We start from the raw sequence: 17,159 nt of genomic DNA, 5'->3' as shown, positions 1-17,159 counted from the left end.
TCCGGACCGCGTCAAGCATGCCCCCCACCTGTCCGGACTACGCGGAATACCCCGTACGAGTGAAGGCGCCGAACACCCGTTCAGGCGCGGCGGCGTGCCGCCTCGTACAGCACGACCCCCGCCGCCACACCGGCGTTCAGGGACTCGGTGCCGCCCGGCATCGGGATCCGCACCCGGAAGTCGCAGGTCTCGCCGACGAGTCGGGACAGCCCCTTGCCCTCACTGCCGACGACGATCACGACGGGACCGGCCAGCGCCTCCAGTTCGCCGATCTCGGCCTCTCCGTCGGCGGCCAGCCCCACGATCGCGATCCCCGCCTTCTTGTACGCCTCCAGGGTCCGCGTCAGGTTGGTGGCACGCGCGACGGGCGTACGGGCGGCGGCACCGGCGGACGTCTTCCAGGCACCGGCGGTCATCCCTGCGGCGCGCCGCTCGGGGACGACGACGCCGTGGCCGCCGAAGGCGGAGACGGAGCGGACGACGGCACCGAGGTTGCGCGGGTCGGTGACGCCGTCGAGGGCGACGATCAGCGGGTCTTGGCCCTCGTCGTGGGCGCCCGCGACCAGGTCCTCGGGGTGCGCGTACTCGTAGGGCGGGACCTGGAGGACCAGGCCCTGGTGGTTCAGGCCGTTGGTCATCCGGTCGAGTTCGGGGCGGGGGGCCTCCATGAGGTTGATGCCGCCGCGCTCGGCCGTGAGCTGGAGCGCCTCGCGCACCCGCTCGTCGTTGTCGATGAACTGCTGGACGTACAGCGTGGAGGCGGGCACGCCCTCGCGCAGCGCCTCCACGACGGGGTTGCGTCCGACGACGAGTTCGGAGGTCGAGCGTCCGCCGCCGCGCCGCTGCGGGGCGCGTCCGACGGCCCGGCGGGTCTTCGCCTGGGCGATGCGCTGCTTGGCGTGTCCCTTGCGCATCTCGGCGGGGGGCGTGGGCCCCTTGCCCTCCAGGCCCCGGCGCCGCTGGCCGCCACTGCCGACCTGCGCGCCCTTCTTGCCGGACATGCGGCGGTTGTTCGCGGCCATGATGTACCCGTCTCCATGAAGTCGTGCGTGCGTACGGTCTGTGTACCCACGTCGGTGTCGCGTGTGTCGCGTCGGTGTGCCGGTGTGTCGGTGTTACGTCTATGCAGTGTGCCGCCCGGAGGCCCGGACGGCACACTCGATCTTGCGGCTGGGCCGCGGCCGTGCTGCGGCCGGGTGTCCGCGTCAGCGCGGGCCGAGGCTCCAGCGTGGTCCCTGCGGACTGTCCTCGATGACCAGTCCGGACTGGCCGAGCTGGTCGCGGATGGCGTCCGCGGTGGGCCAGTCCTTGCGGGCGCGGGCGGCCTCGCGCTGGTCGAGGACCATGCGGACGAGGGTGTCGACGACGCCGTGCAGATCGTCGCCGCGGTCGGCGCCGCCGGCCCAGTGCGCGTCGAGGGGGTCCAGGCCGAGGACGGCGAGCATGGCGCGCACCTCGGCGAGACGGGCAACGGCCGCTTCCTTGTCGTCGGTGGCCAGCGCGCTGTTGCCCTGCCGGACGGTGGTGTGGAGCACCGCCAGGGCCTGCGGCACGCCGAGGTCGTCGTCCATGGCCTCGGCGAAGGCGAGCGGCACCTCGGCGGCCGGCTCCACGGCGCCCGCGGTGCCGGTCAGCTCACCGACCCGCTGGATGAAGCCCTCGATCCGCGCGAACGCGGACTCCGCCTCGCGCAGGGCCTCCTCGCTGTACTCGATCATCGAGCGGTAGTGCGGGGTGCCGAGGTAGTAGCGGAGCACGATGGGCCGCCAGCGCTTGACCATCTCGCTGACGAGCACCGAGTTGCCGAGCGACTTCGACATCTTCTCGCCGCTCATGGTGACCCAGGCGTTGTGCACCCAGTACCGGGCGAACTCGTCGCCGTAGGCCTTGGCCTGGGCGATCTCGTTCTCGTGGTGCGGGAAGACCAGGTCGAGGCCGCCGCCGTGGATGTCGAAGGCGGTGCCCAGGTACTTGTGCGCCATCGCCGAGCACTCGAGGTGCCAGCCGGGACGCCCGCGGCCCCACGGCGACTCCCAGCTCGGCTCGCCGGGCTTGGCCGCCTTCCACATGGCGAAGTCGCGCGGGTCGCGCTTGCCGGTCTCGCCCTCGCCCGACGGCTGGAGAAGGTTGTCGAGCTCCTGGTTGGACAGCCCCAGGTACTCGGGGAACGAGGTGACGGCGAAGTAGACGTTGCCGTCGGCGTCGTAGGCGTGGCCGCGCTCGATGAGGCCGCGCATCATCTCGACCATCTCAGGGATGTGGCCGGTGGCGCGCGGCTCGTAGGTCGGGGGGAGGCAGCCGAGGGCCTGGTAGCCATCGGTGAAGGCACGCTCGTTCTCGTAGCCGATGGACCACCAGGGGCGGTCCTGCTCCGCGGACTTCGCGATGATCTTGTCGTCGATGTCCGTGACGTTGCGGATGAACGTCGTCCGCAGGCCGCGGTACTCGAACCAGCGGCGCATGATGTCGAAGTTCAGCCCTGAGCGGATGTGCCCGATGTGAGGTGCTGCCTGCACGGTGGCACCACACAGGTAGATCGAGACACAACCCGGCCGGAGCGGGGTGAAGTCACGAATCTGCCGGGCGCTGGTGTCGTACAGGCGAATAGTCACCCCTCCAGGGTAATCGGCCCGGGGCGGTGCCTCACGCCCCTTTCCCGCTGGGCCCGCCCGGCGTTTCGGCCGGTCCGGATCCGCACGGGCGACCGCCCCGGTCGACGCGGACGACGATCCGGGCCCGCCCGACGGCCACCCCGGCCCACACGGGCGACCGCTCCGGTCGACCCGGACGGCAGTCCCGGTCCGCACACGCGACCGTCCCGGTCCGCGCGGACAGCACAGGTCCGTCCGCACACGCGACCGCCCCGTTCCGCACGGACGACGCACACGATCCGCACGAACAACGGCCCCGATTCACGCGGACGACCGTCCCGGTCCGCACACGCGACCGCCCCGGTCCGCGCGGACAGCACAGGTCCGTCCGCACAGGCGACCGCCCCGGTCGACGCGGGCGACGGTCCCCCGGTCCGAGCGGTCGGCGATCCTGTCCCGCGCGGAGGGCGGTCAGTCTCGGTCGGTCCGGACGACGAGGGCGGTGGCGACGGCCATCAGTCCTTCGCCGCGGCCCGGGAAGCCGAGCCCGTCGGTGGTGGCGCCGGAGACCGACACGGGTGCCCCGGCCGCCTCGGAGAGGATCTTCTGGGCCTCGTCCCGGCGCCTGCCGATCTTGGGTCGGTCGCCGACGACCTGCACCGCCACGTTGCCGATCCGGAAGCCGGCCGTCCGGACGATCCGCGCGGCCTCGGTCAGCAGGGTCACGCCGGAGGCGCCGGACCACTCGGGCCGTCCGGTGCCGAAGTGCTGTCCCAGGTCGCCGAGGCCGGCGGCGGAGAACAGGGCGTTGCAGGCGGCGTGCGCCACGACGTCGGCGTCGGAGTGCCCGGCGAGTCCGGGCCCCTGGTCCTCCCACTTCAGGCCGGCGCACCACAGCTCCCGGCCGTCCTCGAAGGCGTGGATGTCGGTCCCGATGCCGACCTGCGGGAGGACGAGCTGCGGCTCAGAAGCCATCGTTGAGCCTCCTGCGGGCGAGGACCGCCTCGGCGAGGACGAGGTCGAGGGGGCGGGTGACCTTGAACGCCTCCTCGTGGCCGGGCACGGTGACGACGGTCAGGCCCAGCTGCTCGACCATGCTCGCGTCGTCGGTGACGTTGTCGGTCACCGTCTCGTGCGCGCGCACCAGCGCGGCCCGGTCGAAGCCCTGCGGGGTCTGCACGGCGCGCAGCAGGGACCGGTCGGGGGTGGCGACCACGGGCTCCGGTTCGCCGGGGACGGCGGCGGGCTCGACCTGCTTGACGGTGTCGGCGAGCGGCAGTGCCGGGACCACGGCAGGGGCGCCGTCGCGGACGGCCTCGACGACGGCGTCCACGGTGTCGACCGGGACCAGCGGGCGGGCCGCGTCGTGCACCAGGACGATGTCGAAGCCGGGCGGCAGCGCATCGAGGCCGAGTTTCACGGACTCCTGACGGGTCCGGCCGCCGGGGACGACGACGAAGTCGGTGCGGTCGGGCAGCGCGTGCGCGTCGAGCAGCGTCCTGACCTCCGCGGCGCCTTCGGGCGGGGCCACGACGACGACCAGGGAGACGGCGCGGGAATCGGCCATCGCGCGGATCGCGTGGATGAGCATGGGCGTGCCGCCCAGGGTGCGGAGCGCCTTGGGGGCGCCCGGCCCGAGGCGCACGCCCCGGCCGGCGGCCGGGATCACGGCCGCCGTGCGGGCGGTCGGACGGCCGGACACGGGCTGTGCCGGCGGCTGCGGGAGGGGAGCGTCAGACATCGGTTCCTGTCAGGTTTGTGTGCTCGGGCCGGGTGGGTATGGCCTGGGCGTAGCCCTTGCTCCTGGAGCGGGGGCAGTGCCGGGCGTACCGCCCTGACCAGCCCCTTCCGTGACGTCGGCCAGTCGGGCCGACCGCCCGGAGTCGGCACGGCGCGGGGAAACGCGGCGGGTGCGAAGCGTACGGGCTGTGCGGCGCGTACGGGCAGTGCGGCACACGGACGGTGTCCGGGTACGAACATGCCGCAGCGCCCGGCGACTTGACCAACGTCATCGGGCACCGCGGCATTTCGGTGTGCTGGTCCTCGGAGCACACGTGGGATTTCGGTGTGCGACCGAGCACCGGGCGACGAAGCTCCGTCCGTGCCCTGCCTGCTGCCTTCGTCGCCTCAGGAGGCGAGAACCTCGTCGAGGAGAGCTTCGGCCTTGTCCTCGTTGGTCTTCTCCGCGAGGGCGAGCTCGCTGACCAGAATCTGGCGCGCCTTGGCGAGCATCCGCTTCTCACCGGCGGAGAGTCCGCGCTCACGCTCACGACGCCACAGGTCACGCACGACTTCCGCGACCTTGATGACATCGCCCGAGGCGAGCTTCTCCAGATTTGCCTTGTAGCGACGGGACCAGTTCGTGGGCTCCTCGGCGTACGGCGCGCGCAGCACCTCGAAGACCCGGTCCAGCCCGTCCTGACCGACCACATCACGCACGCCGACGAACTCCGCATTGTCCGCTGGCACACGTACCGTCAGGTCGCCCTGGGCGACCTTCAGCACCAAGTAGGTCTTGTCCACGCCTTTGATCTGGCGAGTTTCGATAGCCTCGATCAGCGCGGCCCCGTGATGGGGATAGACCACGGTGTCGCCAACCTTGAACGTCATGTGACAGGTACCCCTTCCGTGGCTATCAAGGGTAACACGGATACAGCGCGTTCTGAATGACGTTTTCGCAGGTCAGGGCCATTCTCGGGGCTTGACAACAGCATCGGGAACGTGCTTCGACCGCCGAACGGAAGCAGGTATTCGCAGGTCGGAGGGGCTCTCCGGGGCGAGCGAAACGCGCACGTTACACGCACCCCGAGCCTCCCACCGACACCCATACGTCCCCATATGTCCGGCTCCAAGTGCTCGAGTTTCGCTACTCCGTTCGGTGCGAGCGGCCGGGTTCCGGTCGAATCCACAATTGATCACACGGCCCGGGGACGCGCCGCCGGTGATCAATTTCCCGACCGCCTGCCACATTTTCCGGCCCGGCCCCCTATTCCTTCACGGAATACGCGCCGCACCGAGGGTGCGGACGCCCGGGCCGCACTTATGTGAATGCCGGAGGGGCATCCGGTCGAAGTAACCCGCGAGTCACTTACCCGAGTCAGTGACAGACATCACGCGCGGACATCACGGCGGACATCGCCCGCGGACCACGCTCGTTCATCCCCACCGGGCCTCCCGCCCGGGGACTGCCCGGGGACTGCCCGGGGCCGAGGGCGTCCGCGGCGCCCGTGCGCGCCATCCGGGGTGCTCCGGGGCGGTCCGGGGTGAACACTGGACGCCGCAGGGAGGGTCGGGTGCGGGCGTACGGGAGCGGCTCGATAACCTGAGGCCGCTGGCAGACACGCACTGGCAGCGACTGACAGACACTCAGGGCGGCTGACCGGTCGCCACCGCTCGCTCGAGTCAAGGAGTTGCCGCCGCCGTGAGCAGCAGCCTTCGACGCGGCGCCATCGCCGCCGCCCTCGCTTTCTCGATCGCCCCGCTCTCCGCGTGCGCGGCCGGCAACAACGCCCAGACCCTGCAGGTCCAGCCGGACAACGCCGCGACGACCGTCGGCGTCATCAAGATCCAGAACGCCGTCGTCGTCACCCAGCCGGACCGCGAGTCCACGGGCCCGGCCGTCGTCGCCGCGACCCTGTTCAACGAGGGCCGCACGGACCAGACGCTGGAGTCGGTCACCCTTCCCGGAACCGGCAAGACCGCCGAGCTCTCCCCCGCCGAGGGCGGCAGCCTGACCGTCCCGGCCGGCGGCCGGCTCATCCTCGGCGGCGCGGGCAACGCCTCGGCCGTGCTGTCCAGCAGCCGTGAGGCCGTCCAGGACGGCAACGCGCAGCCGGTCACGTTCACCTTCAGCGAGACCGGTGACGTGAGCCTGCGTGCGTTCGTCTACCCGGCCGAGGGCTTCTTCAGCGACTGGGGCCCGAGCGACATCCCGACCGCGCCGGAGGCCTCGGCCGAGCCGTCGCCGGAAGGGACCGGCGAGGCCGCGGAATCGCCGGACGGAACCGACGGGGCCGAGGACAACGAGGAGACCGAGGGCTCCACCGACTCGACGGACGTCCCCGAGAGCACCCCGACCGACGCCGCCTCGGCCAGCCAGCCGGCCGGAAACTGAGCGGCGGCAGCAGCAGGAGCAGCGCACGGACGCGCACCCGCGCACACTCGACACGCACTGCATACGACGGTGGGCGGGACCCCTGCGCAGGGGTCCCGCCCACCGTCGTATGCAGTGACCGGGTGCCGGGTGCCGGACGACGGCGGCCCGGCACCCGGGGCCCGGCTACGGCTCGAACTTGTAGCCGAGCCCGCGGACCGTCACCAGGTAGCGCGGCGCGCCCGGGTCCGGCTCGATCTTGGCGCGCAGCCGCTTGACGTGGACGTCGAGGGTCTTGGTGTCGCCCACGTAGTCGGCGCCCCAGACCCGGTCGATGAGCTGCATCCGGGTCAGCACGCGCCCGGCGTTGCGCAGCAGCATCTCCAGCAGGTCGAACTCCTTCAGGGGCAGGTCGACCTTGGTGCCGCTCACGGTGACCACGTGCCGGTCGACGTCCATGCGGACGGGCCCGGCCTCCAGGGCGGCGGGGGCGACCTCCTCGGGCTCGCCCCTGCGGCGCAGCACGGCGCGGATACGGGCGACCAGCTCGCGCGAGGAGAACGGCTTGGTGACGTAGTCGTCGGCCCCTATCTCCAGGCCCACCACCTTGTCGATCTCGCTGTCCTTGGCGGTCACCATGATGACGGGGACGTTGGAACGGCCGCGCAGCTGACGGCACACCTCGGTGCCCGGCAGGCCGGGCAGCATCAGGTCGAGGAGGACGAGGTCTGCGCCGTTGCGCTCGAACTCGTCGAGGCCGTCGGGCCCGGTGGCCGCCACGGCGACCTCGAAACCCTCCTTGCGGAGCATGTACGACAGGGCGTCGGAGAAGGACTCCTCGTCCTCGACGACGAGCACTCGGGTCACGGAAGGACCTCCGGGGAGGGAAGCGTTTCGTACGCGGATGAATCGGTGGAGTGGGGGGAGGAGGTGGCCCGTCCGGCCTCGCCGTTGAGACCTTCGGGTTCGTCCTGGTGGGACGGCTGGGGTGTGCGGTCGCGGGCGGGGGCCTCGGGAAGCCGCAGGGTGAAGGTGGAGCCCTGGCCTTCGGCGCTCCACACGGTGACTTCCCCGCCGTGCGAGGCAGCCACGTGTTTCACGATCGCGAGGCCGAGACCCGTACCGCCCGTGGCACGGGAGCGGGCCGGGTCGACACGGTAGAAGCGCTCGAAGACGCGCTCCCTCTCCTTCTCCGAGATGCCGATGCCCTGGTCGGTCACGGCGATCTCGATCATGTCCCCGCCCGGCTGGCCGACCCTGCGGGCCGCTATGCCGACACGTGTACGGGCGGGTGAGTAGTTGACGGCGTTCTCGACGAGGTTGCCGAGGGCGGCGGCGAGCTGGCCCCGGTTGCCCCAGATCCGCAGGTCACCGGTGGCGGTCGACTCCGCCGTGCGCCCGGACTCGCCCTGATCGGCGCCTTCGGGCAGCCACACGTTCGAGGCCATGGTGATCTGTTTGGCGCCCGCCGCGTGCCCGCAGCGGTCGACGGCCTCCGCGACGAGGTCTTCCACCCGGACGGGTTCGGCGTCCTCGAGCGGGTCGTCGTTCTGGACCCGGGAGAGGTCGATGAGTTCCTGCACCAGGTTGGTGAGGCGGGTGGCCTCGCCCTGCATGCGGCCGGCGAAGCGCTCGACGGCCTGGGGGTCGTCGGAGGCGTCCATGACGGCTTCGGAGAGCAGGGAGAGCGCGCCGACCGGAGTCTTCAGCTCATGGCTGACGTTGGCGACGAAGTCGCGCCGTACCGCTTCTATGCGGCGGGCCTCGGTGAGGTCCTCCACGAGCAGCAGGACGAGCCGGGAGCCGAGGGGGGCCACCCGCGCGGAGACGGCGAGGGCCTCGCCGCGTCCGGTGCCGCGGCGGGGCAGGTCCAGTTCGACCTGCCGTATCTCGCCGTCGCGCCGGGTGTCGCGGGCCATCTGCAGCATGGGATCCACGGCGAGCCTGCCGCCGCGGACCAGCCCGAGGGCGTACGCGGCGGAGCTGGCCTTGACCACGCCGTCCGCCTCGTCCAGGACGACGGCGGAGGAGCGCAGTACGGACAGCACCGTGTCCACGCCGGGGGGCAGCACCGGGTCCGTGTGCAGCGAGGAACGTGTGGGGCGCCGCTGTTCGCGCTCGCTGAAGCGGAACGCCAGCATGGCGATGACACCGGTGAGCACTCCGGCGATCGCCGCCACTGCGGCGACCGCCGCGTTCACGTCCATGTGTCCAGGTTAGGCATGCGCCGACCGGTGACCACAGCCACAGGAGGACAAGCTCGAACACTCGTCGCCCAGAGTTCACCTTGGAGCCAGGGATGATTCATGTGAGGGGCCGGATTCGGACGCGTAGGAGACGGAACGTGAAAGCGTGGAGTTCGCACCGTCGGTCGCGCGGGGTTCGCGCTGTCGGCCACGCGGCGGGGTAGACGCCCCGAAACCCCACGGGAGCCCCGGCTCCCGAAACCCCTTCGGACGCAGGAGAGGAACCCTGATGCGGGACGCGTACCACGAGGAACTGGATTCGATCGGCGACGGTCTGGTGGAGATGGCCCGACTGGTCGGGTCGGCGATCGGGCGCGCCACGACGGCCATCCTCGACGCCGATCTGAAGCTGGCCGAGAGCGTGATCGAGGCCGACCAGAAGGTCGACGAGCTCCAGCACGAGCTGGAGGCCCTGGCCATAGCCCTGCTGGCGCGCCAGCAGCCGGTGGCGACCGACCTGCGGATCGTCGTCACCTCGCTGCGGATGTCGGCCGACCTGGAGCGCTCCGGCGACCTGGCACAGCACGTGGCGAAGCTCGCGCGGCTGCGGTACCCGGAGCGTGCCGTTCCGCGCGACCTGCACGCGACCATCCTGGAGATGGGCCAGCTCGCCCAGCGCCTGATGGCCAAGGCGGCCGAGGTGATCATCACCAAGGACGTCGACCTGGCGCTCCAGCTGGAGCAGGACGACGACGAGATGGACCTGCTGCACCGCACGCTCTTCCAGCACCTGATGGACGACCGCTGGAAGCACGGCATCGAGACGGCCGTGGACGTGACGCTGCTGGGCCGCTACTACGAGCGCTACGCCGACCACGCGGTCTCGGTCGCCAAGCGGGTCGTCTACCTGGTCACCGGCGAGCACGCGGACGAGATCCAGTCGGACATCCAGCCCGACATCCAGGCCGCACCGGCGAAGGACGCCTGACCGGACGGCACGGGCGGCACGGGCAGGACGGACGGCACGGGCAGGACGGGCAGGACGGGAATCGGCCAGGGGCGTGCGCGAGTACCAATGCGCCGTTGATGCGCCGTTGATGCGCCCGGTGGAGCGGGCGTCCAATGGGCACAGGCACCAGTCCTCGAGGAGGGACCCATGGCCGATTCTCCCGGCTCCCCCGGCTCCACCGGAACGACGCCCGATCCCACGCGGGAGCGCGAGACCGAGCAGCCGGCCGAGATCAGGAGCCTGCCCCTGATCGCCGCGTGCGGCTGCGGCTCGGGCTGCGGCTGCGGCTGCCAGTCGGGCAGCCCCTGCCAGTGCGGCTGAGCCCACCCGCACCCTGTTCGCACTGTTCGCGCTGTTCACATGCACACGCGCCGGGGGCCCCGGCGGCCGGACGGCGACGGCATCCTTCTACTGCCGTCGTCGTCCGGCCGACGGGGCCCCCGGCATCCCGGCCCCGGCAGGACTCGGAGGGCGCCGGCCGCCGACCGCCCCGGCTTGACGAACCCCGTCAACCCGTCGGCCCACCATTCACCCACCGGACGGGGGCGACGGCCCACCCGGGGCTTCGATTACGCTCGGACCCATGGCCGACGCACCGTACAAGCTGATCCTCCTCCGCCACGGCGAGAGCGAGTGGAACGCGAAGAACCTGTTCACCGGCTGGGTGGACGTCAACCTCACCGAGAAGGGCGAGAAGGAGGCGGTCCGCGGCGGTGAGCTGCTGAAGGACGCCGGCCTGCTGCCCGACGTACTCCACACGTCGCTCCAGAAGCGTGCCATCCGCACCGCCCAGCTGGCGCTGGAGTCCGCCGACCGCCTGTGGATCCCGGTGAACCGCAGCTGGCGCCTCAACGAGCGCCACTACGGCGCCCTCCAGGGCAAGGACAAGGCGCAGACCCTCGCGGAGTTCGGCGAGGAGCAGTTCATGCTGTGGCGCCGCTCCTACGACACCCCGCCGCCCCCGCTGGACACCGACGCCGAGTACTCCCAGTTCGACGACCCGCGCTACGCCACCCTCCCGCCGGAGCTGCGCCCGCGCACGGAGTGCCTGAAGGACGTCGTCGTCCGCATGCTGCCGTACTGGTTCGACAGCATCGTCCCCGACCTCCTGACCGGCCGCACGGTCCTGGTCGCCGCCCACGGCAACAGCCTGCGCGCCCTGGTCAAGCACCTCGACGGCGTCTCCGACGCCGACATCGCGGGCCTGAACATCCCGACGGGCATCCCCCTGTCCTACGAACTCGACGCCGACTTCAAGCCGCTCAACCCTGGCGGCACCTACCTCGACCCGGACGCGGCAGCGGCGGCCATCGAGGCGGTCAAGAACCAGGGCAAGAAGAAGTAATCTTCAGTTCCCAGGCCCCCCACCTGCGACTTTCCCGCGGATAGGGGGCCTACTTCCGTGCCCGGGCCGTCTCTGGGCCGTCAGACGCGGGTGGTGCGGCGCGTCAGTCGGGCACGCACCCGGAACGCGACCAGGAAGCCCGTGGCCCAAGCGGCGGTCTCCGGTACGGGTGCCCAAAGGGGCAGCGAGGCCACGAGACTGCCGAGCAGCGGCAGCGAGGCCGGGTTCGGGGCGATGGTGATGGTGAGAAGCGGACGTGCGAGCATGATTGCTCCTGTTGTGTGCTGGCGAAACGCATCGATGGGATGGGCCGCCCCCCCCTGGCCGGGAGCGGCCCTCTAAATGCATGCGCACCCTATTGAGAAAAACCACCTCGACACAAATCGCCTTTTGCGCGTACGTACGGACCAGTGAATTCCCCTTCTGAGGGGTGCGCGACTTCCCCCAGAAGCGCCGCATACACGGGGGTCCATGTCGACCGCAAGGCATTCCGCGACAGCGGAACCAACGCACCCGACTCCCGTGAAGAAAGGGTCCTCTGCCGGGCTATGCCTGACCGCGTCGCGGTCAGGCATAGCCCGGCAGAGGACCCTTGATGCTCCATCAGCGATCTTTCCTGCGTGTTGCAGCCCCGGCGAGGGGCGAGGGTTGGCCTCGATGCATCCAGGTCAGGGACCCTTGAGTCCGTTAACTATTTCTTCGCCCTAATCCGTTACCTATTGATGAAGCTATTCAGTCGCCATTATTTGGCCTCCTTATTTGCGTACGCCGGTCTGCGTTTAACTATCACTTCTGCATCTACGACATGGGTTGCTACAGGACTCTTATCGAGTGCGCTTACTCGAGAACGCTGCAGCTACGGCTTTCCGGGTCCGCTCCTGGCTCGACGGCATAAGATGCGCATATACACGTAGCGTCAGGCCTGGGTCCGAGTGGCCGAGGTACTCGGCGAGCGCCTTTACGTTCTCCCCCGCGTCCAGGAGCACCGAGGCGTAGAAGTGGCGGAGCGCGTGCATGCCGTTCTCACGGGACTCGGCGTATGGCCGTCCCCGCTCGGGCACGGGGATGACACCGGCCGCAGCCAGCGCCGGTTTCCACGCCTCCTCGTTGAGCGACGTACGCCAGACGTGCCCGCCGCGCGGCCCGGTGAAGATGAGCCGTTTGGTCACCGGAGGACCATCGGCGACCTTCCACGGCAAGGTGATGTCGACCGGCGGGAACCACTTCATGTGGGCCCGCAGGGCATCAGCGACCGGCCCAGGAAGCGGCACGTCCCGGAGCTTGCCACCCTTGGGCGGGGCGAAGACGGCCTTGCTTCGGCTCAGCTTGAGTTGCTGGACCACGTGCAACGTGTCCGACTCGAAGTCGATCGCGTCGACGGCCACGCCGAGGATCTCGCCCTGGCGGAGCCCGCAGCCGCCACCCAGGTCGACCATGGCTTGGTAGCGCTCGGGCATGGCGGCCCGGACGGCGAAGACCTGCTCGGGCGTCCAGGGCACGACGCGCTTGTTGTCGACGGTCGGCGGCCGGACGGACCGGGCAGCACACGGGTTGCGAGGAAGGTGGCCGTCGTCCACTGCCGCGCTGAGCGCCGCGCGCACGTTGGAGTAGATCGTCCGGGTGACCATCCCCTCGTAGCGTGGAGCCCGTGATTGCAGGGGAAGTCGGGATTCATGGGGTCCAAGAGGAAGCCGCCGTACGACGCCGAGTTCCGTGAGGGCGCGGTGCGCATCGTGGTCGAGACCGGGAGGTCGGCCGGCGAAGTCACCGAGGAGCTCGGCATCAACCCGGTCGCGCTGCTGTGCAAGGTGATGAAGACCGCGCGGTCGACGTACTACGCGTGGGTGGCTGGGGCCGAGGCCCGCGAAGCGCGGCGGCGGGCCGATGAGGCCCTGGCGCACGAGATCACGGTGATCCATCTCGCCTCCCGGCGGAACTGCGGCGTCCCGCGCGTCACCGCCGAACCGCGCCGGCAGGACCGGCCGGTCGCATCCCTGAGGAGTGCACTCCTCAGGGATGCGGTCCTCAGGGGGCGCGCACGACCGTTCCCCCCGCCTCTTCGACGCCGCACGGACACGCACCGACCGTGGGGACCGCCGCCGGCCCCCGGCCGGGGTTCCCTCCTCGCCGCTGCGGCATGAACGTCTGCGGGCGGGGCCCGCCCCGCCGGTCGTGGGCGGGGCGGGCCCGCTCGCGTCAGCGGCCGAGGGCGTTCTTCAGCTGTGTCTTGGTCATCGAGGAGCGGCCGTGGATGTTGCGCTTCCTGGCCTCCTCGTACAGCTGGTCCTTGGTCGGCCCTTCCGCGCCGCTGTGCGAGCGCTGTCCGCCGCGCTCGTAGGCCGACTTCGGGTCCCGCATGGAGGCTTTGCTCGCGGTCCTGGACTCGCCCGACCTGGCCCGCTCCTTGTTGACCGTCCGGGCCGCGATCTCCTCGGCCCGCTTCGCCGACTCGCCGCGGTCCTCGGCGCTCTCCTTGATGTGCTCGTACTGACGTTCGCGCTTGGCGTTGGATCCGGCCGGCATGGTGCTTCTCCCTGTCTCGCGCCGTCGCTGGCTCGCGGTTTCGCGGTTTCGCGACCCCGCCCGGCTGGTGTCGGGGCCGGGGCTTTGGGGTGAGTGGGTTCCCCTCGACGGCCCGCACGAACACGCGGCCGCGGGTGTCAGTCCTGTACGAGCTGGTCGGCCAGGCGGTGTGCCTGGGCCAGCAGGGTTCCGTAGGTCACGAGCGCGGCCGGGTCGTCGGACACCGCCCCCGGCAGCCGTTGGCGGAACACACGCAGGGTGCGGTGAAGTTCCTCGACCGCCTCGTGCAGCTGCTCCTCGGCGGAGTCGTCGTGGCCGCTCGGGCCGAACCGGGTCCGGCCGTACAGCCGGATGGCGTGCGCTGTCTGGCGGAGGAAGTCCGCGTAGGCACGGGTGAGCTCCGGGGCCGGCTGGGCCGCCTTCTCGCTGTCCGCCGTCTCCCACACCGTCCTGGTCACACCCGCGGTGTGGACGGCGACGTAGTCGAGTACGTCGACCGCGTCCGTGTACCCCTCGCCGGGCGGGGAGAAAGGCCGCTCACGGCGTCCGCGTGGATTGACCCGCATGCTTTCGCGGCTCCATCCGATCGCCGACCTGGCCTGGTCGACCAGGCGGCCGAGACGCAGTGCCCGCACATGCCAGTCCCCCGCCGCACGGGCGTCCCACTCACCGGTGGCCAGCCCGTCGGCCACCGCGCCCAGGAGCTCGTGCGCCTCGCGGGTCGCGTCCTCCAGCGCGGAGCGCGCGTCCCGCAGGTACACCGGAGGGCGGATCAGCACGTTGACCGTCACTCCGACCGCCGCGCCGAAGACCGCCTCCAGGACGCGGGCGCCCGACGCGGCGACGGTCACGGGGCCACCGGTCAGCACGAACAGGGCACCGGTCGCGGCGTAGACGCCCTGGTTTCCCAGGCGCTGCCACTGCCCGAGGAGCAGGACCGCCGGGAGGACCAGGGCCATCGCGGCCATCGTGCTGTCCAGCAGCAGCGCCACCGCGGTCGCCACCGCCGTACCGACCGTGATGGCCGTGAGCTGCTGCAGGCCGTGCGCGAGCGACCGGTAGACCGTCGACTCCACCAGCACCACCGCGACCCACGGCGCCACGAACGCCATCGGCGCCGCCAGCCACCAGCCCACCACCGCCCACGCCACCCAGGCGGCCAGCGCCCCCTTGCCCGCCTGCACCGCCAGATCCCGCTCGCGGCCCGGCCCCTCCCAGGCCCGCCGCACCGCCGATACGGCTGTCCCGGACCAGCGCCGGACAGCCCTGTTCACCCTGTGCGTCCGCTCCATGGAACAGCAAGTGCCACACCAGGGACGAGGCTCACCCGCACGGGTGATACGTCCGAAAAGGTCGTTCCGTTCGTTCTCGTGCATAGGTGACGGTGAGCCGGATACCCGCACGGCATGGCGCGGACACTGGGATGGCACAGGAAGCACGGCGAGCAGACCCCTCCGGAGAGCAGCAGGGGCGGGGACCGCGAGGCCGGGAGCCGCGCGGTCGGGAGCCACGAGGCCGAGGGTCGCCGGGCCGAGGACGGCCGGGCGGAGGAGTTCCGGGCCGAGGACCGCCGTGCCGAGGCAGAGCGCGCTCCTGACGCCGGGCCCGACGAACAGGTGGAGGAACGGGCGCCGGACAGTCCGACGGACCTGCCCAAACGCTCCTGGATGGCGGTCCTGAAAGGCACCCTGAAGGAGTTCAAGAAGGACGAGCTGGCCGACCGCGCCGCCGCACTGACCTACTACTCGATCCTGGCGCTGTTCCCCGCGCTGCTGGCACTGGTGTCGCTGCTGGGGATCGTCGGGCAGTCGGCCACGCAGACGGTTCTGGACAACATCGAGCAGCTCGCGCCGGGCGCGGTTCAGGACGTCCTGCGGACCGCGGTGCAGCAGATGCAGGGCCAGAGCGGGCTCGGCTCGCTCGTGGCGATCGTGGGTCTGCTGCTGGCGGTGTGGTCGGCTTCGGGCTATGTCGCCGCGTTCATCCGCAGCGCCAACGCCGTCTACGACGTTCCCGAGGGCCGTCCGGTGTGGAAGGTGCTGCCGGTGCGGGTCGGTGTGACCGTGGTGCTGATGGTGATGGCCGTGATCAGTTCGCTGATCGTGGTGTTCACCGGCAGCCTGGCCCAGCAGGTCGGCAGCGCCCTCGGGATCGGTGACACGGCGCTGACCGTCTGGTCGATCGCGAAGTGGCCGGTACTGTTGCTCCTGGTCACCATCATGATCGCGATCCTGTACTGGGCCACCCCGAACGCGAAGGTCCGCGGCTTCCGCTGGCTCACGCCGGGCAGCTTCCTGGCGCTGCTGATCTGGATGGTCGCCTCGGCCGGGTTCGCGGTGTACGTGGCGAACTTCGGCTCGTACAACAAGACCTACGGCACCTTCGCCGGTGTGATCATCTTCCTGGTGTGGCTGTGGATCACCAACCTGGCCATTCTGCTCGGCCTGGAGTTCGACGCGGAGCTGGCTCGCCAGCGCGCCGTCGCCGGCGGCCATCCGGCCGGCGAGGAGCCCTACGTCCAGCCGCGCGACACCCGGAAGTGGGGCGAGGAGGACCACCGCCGCCTCGGAAACGGAGGCCCGCGCGCGGACCGTCCGGAGGATCGGCCCGGCACCCGGCGGTGACCCCGAGACCCCGAGACCCCGGGATCTCGGAGAGCTCGAAATCTCGGAGAGCTCGGAGACCGCAAAGATCTCCGAGCTCTCCGGCGGGACCCCGATCACCGCATGACGGCGTCGTCCATGGACCGAGCCGGAGGACCACCCCGCAGAGGGCGCGGCCCGCAGAGGGCGCCCCGCACCGTCCCGCCTCCCGCGAGGGCCTACGAGGGTGGTTCCCCGGCGGAGTCGTCGCTCGCCGGGAAGATGCTCCGGACCAGCGCGCGGAGCCCTGTCCGCGGGTCCGTTCCGGGGTGGTGGTGCAGGTGTTCCACCAGGTCGCTGCGTACGGCGGCCAGCAGGGCGTGGGCCAGGAAGTCCGCGGCGTCGGCGGTGCCGCGCGCGCGGGCGACCAGCGCCGCGAGGTGCGCGTGCAGCCGGTCGTAGCTGCCGTTCCGGTACGGGCTGCCGGAGCCGTCGCGTTCCAGCGCGAGGGCGAGGACCCGGTTCTCCTCCTTGAACCGCCAGGTACGGAGCAGCAGGTCCAGCGCGATCTCCGCGGGCTCGCCGTCGGTCGCCGCGGGCTCGTCGCCGACCGGGCCGAACGCCCGCGCGGCCCGCTCGTCGTAGAGCGCGCGGAGCAGCCCGCGCCGGTCGCCGAAGCCCCGGAAGACCGTGCCCTTGCCCACGCCCGCGGCGGCCGCGACCGCGTCCATGGAGACGTCGTCCGGGTCCGCGGCGTCGTCGAGCAGGCGGCCCGCCGCCGCCAGCACCGCGTCCCGGTTGCGCGCCTTGTCCGCCCGCACGGCATGCCT

At 71.2% G+C, this 17,159-nt stretch carries 17 protein-coding genes and 1 pseudogene; 6 read left to right on the top strand and 12 right to left on the bottom strand.

The features are described from left to right. Nucleotides 1-80: 80 nt before the first annotated feature. The 5 genes from rlmB to TU30_RS13075 all read right to left on the bottom strand — a co-directional run bounded on the left by rlmB (nt 81) and on the right by TU30_RS13075 (nt 5,201). The gene (rlmB, locus tag TU30_RS13095; RefSeq protein WP_042168924.1) at nt 81-1,022 is read right to left on the bottom strand and encodes a 23S rRNA (guanosine(2251)-2'-O)-methyltransferase RlmB; all 942 of its coding nucleotides are present in this window, start codon (nt 1,020-1,022) and stop codon (nt 81-83) included. Between the two features lie 183 nt (nt 1,023-1,205). Further along, entirely contained in the window at nt 1,206-2,612 is a 1,407-nt protein-coding gene (cysS, locus tag TU30_RS13090; protein ID WP_042168922.1) for a cysteine--tRNA ligase, read from the bottom strand. A gap of 450 nt (nt 2,613-3,062) precedes the next feature. After that, nucleotides 3,063-3,566, bottom strand: a complete 504-nt coding sequence (gene ispF / locus TU30_RS13085) for a 2-C-methyl-D-erythritol 2,4-cyclodiphosphate synthase (protein WP_042168919.1) — start codon at nt 3,564-3,566, stop codon at nt 3,063-3,065. Then, nucleotides 3,556-4,332 (bottom strand): 2-C-methyl-D-erythritol 4-phosphate cytidylyltransferase, encoded by a 777-nt coding sequence (gene ispD / locus TU30_RS13080; protein ID WP_042168915.1) that lies wholly within the window; start codon nt 4,330-4,332, stop codon nt 3,556-3,558. Before ispD ends, ispF begins: the two co-directional genes overlap by 11 nt. A 386-nt stretch (nt 4,333-4,718) precedes the next feature. Next, nucleotides 4,719-5,201 carry a CarD family transcriptional regulator gene (locus TU30_RS13075; protein WP_042168913.1) on the bottom strand — a complete coding sequence of 161 codons (483 nt, stop codon included), beginning with the start codon at nt 5,199-5,201 and terminating at the stop codon, nt 4,719-4,721. Between the two features lie 811 nt (nt 5,202-6,012). Here TU30_RS13075 and TU30_RS13070 point away from each other — a divergent pair. Continuing rightward, a complete protein-coding gene (locus TU30_RS13070; protein ID WP_042168911.1) occupies nt 6,013-6,705 on the top strand; it encodes a hypothetical protein in 693 nt (230 codons plus the stop codon). A 165-nt stretch (nt 6,706-6,870) separates the two neighbouring features. Here TU30_RS13070 and TU30_RS13065 read toward each other — a convergent pair whose 3' ends face one another. Further along, nucleotides 6,871-7,551 (bottom strand): response regulator transcription factor, encoded by a 681-nt coding sequence (locus TU30_RS13065; RefSeq protein ID WP_042168908.1) that lies wholly within the window; start codon nt 7,549-7,551, stop codon nt 6,871-6,873. After that, nucleotides 7,548-8,891 (bottom strand): cell wall metabolism sensor histidine kinase WalK, encoded by a 1,344-nt coding sequence (locus TU30_RS13060; protein ID WP_042168905.1) that lies wholly within the window; start codon nt 8,889-8,891, stop codon nt 7,548-7,550. Before TU30_RS13060 ends, TU30_RS13065 begins: the two co-directional genes overlap by 4 nt. Nucleotides 8,892-9,159: 268 nt before the next feature. Here TU30_RS13060 and phoU point away from each other — a divergent pair, with 268 nt between their 5' ends. From phoU to TU30_RS13050, 3 genes are all read left to right on the top strand, one after another. Continuing rightward, entirely contained in the window at nt 9,160-9,858 is a 699-nt protein-coding gene (gene phoU, locus TU30_RS13055; RefSeq protein WP_042168903.1) for a phosphate signaling complex protein PhoU, read from the top strand. 168 nt (nt 9,859-10,026) lie between these two features. Continuing rightward, nucleotides 10,027-10,200, top strand: a complete 174-nt coding sequence (locus TU30_RS36475; protein ID WP_176726112.1) for a hypothetical protein — start codon at nt 10,027-10,029, stop codon at nt 10,198-10,200. Between the two features lie 262 nt (nt 10,201-10,462). Beyond that, on the top strand, nt 10,463-11,224 hold the full coding sequence (locus TU30_RS13050; RefSeq protein ID WP_042168901.1) for a phosphoglyceromutase: 762 nt from the start codon (nt 10,463-10,465) through the stop codon (nt 11,222-11,224). A gap of 80 nt (nt 11,225-11,304) precedes the next feature. On the opposite strand, the gene TU30_RS13045 is transcribed toward TU30_RS13050, so the two are convergent. Together TU30_RS13045 and TU30_RS13040 are read right to left on the bottom strand one after the other, a co-directional pair. Continuing rightward, nucleotides 11,305-11,490 (bottom strand): hypothetical protein, encoded by a 186-nt coding sequence (locus TU30_RS13045; protein ID WP_042168896.1) that lies wholly within the window; start codon nt 11,488-11,490, stop codon nt 11,305-11,307. A 558-nt stretch (nt 11,491-12,048) separates the two neighbouring features. Then, nucleotides 12,049-12,855, bottom strand: a pseudogene (locus tag TU30_RS13040) (tyrosine-type recombinase/integrase); the annotation flags it as partial. 42 nt (nt 12,856-12,897) lie between these two features. On the opposite strand from TU30_RS13040, the gene TU30_RS36470 reads away from it, so the two are divergent. Further along, nucleotides 12,898-13,365, top strand: coding sequence for a transposase (locus TU30_RS36470; protein ID WP_052479788.1), 468 nt, complete (start codon nt 12,898-12,900; stop codon nt 13,363-13,365). Between the two features lie 55 nt (nt 13,366-13,420). Here the strand turns inward: TU30_RS36470 and TU30_RS13030 are convergent, their stop codons facing one another. Then, nucleotides 13,421-13,747 carry a hypothetical protein gene (locus tag TU30_RS13030; protein WP_042168893.1) on the bottom strand — a complete coding sequence of 109 codons (327 nt, stop codon included), beginning with the start codon at nt 13,745-13,747 and terminating at the stop codon, nt 13,421-13,423. A 137-nt stretch (nt 13,748-13,884) separates the two neighbouring features. Continuing rightward, a complete protein-coding gene (locus TU30_RS13025; RefSeq protein ID WP_042168890.1) occupies nt 13,885-15,039 on the bottom strand; it encodes an aromatic acid exporter family protein in 1,155 nt (384 codons plus the stop codon). A 114-nt stretch (nt 15,040-15,153) separates the two neighbouring features. Between TU30_RS13025 and TU30_RS13020 the strand changes: the two genes are divergently transcribed. Further along, complete coding sequence (locus TU30_RS13020) at nt 15,154-16,371, top strand: YihY/virulence factor BrkB family protein (protein ID WP_078878262.1); 1,218 nt, start codon at nt 15,154-15,156, stop codon at nt 16,369-16,371. 197 nt (nt 16,372-16,568) lie between these two features. Here the strand turns inward: TU30_RS13020 and TU30_RS13015 are convergent, their stop codons facing one another. Next, a complete protein-coding gene (locus tag TU30_RS13015; protein ID WP_042168887.1) occupies nt 16,569-17,150 on the bottom strand; it encodes a TetR family transcriptional regulator in 582 nt (193 codons plus the stop codon). Between the last annotated feature and the right edge of the window lie 9 nt (nt 17,151-17,159).

This window comes from Streptomyces sp. NBRC 110035 (assembly GCF_000829695.1).
In the GTDB taxonomy this organism is placed as follows: Bacteria; Actinomycetota; Actinomycetes; order Streptomycetales; family Streptomycetaceae; genus Streptomyces.
The sequence above is the reverse complement of the archived record's forward strand: the minus strand, read 5'-3'. Positions and strand labels throughout refer to the sequence as shown.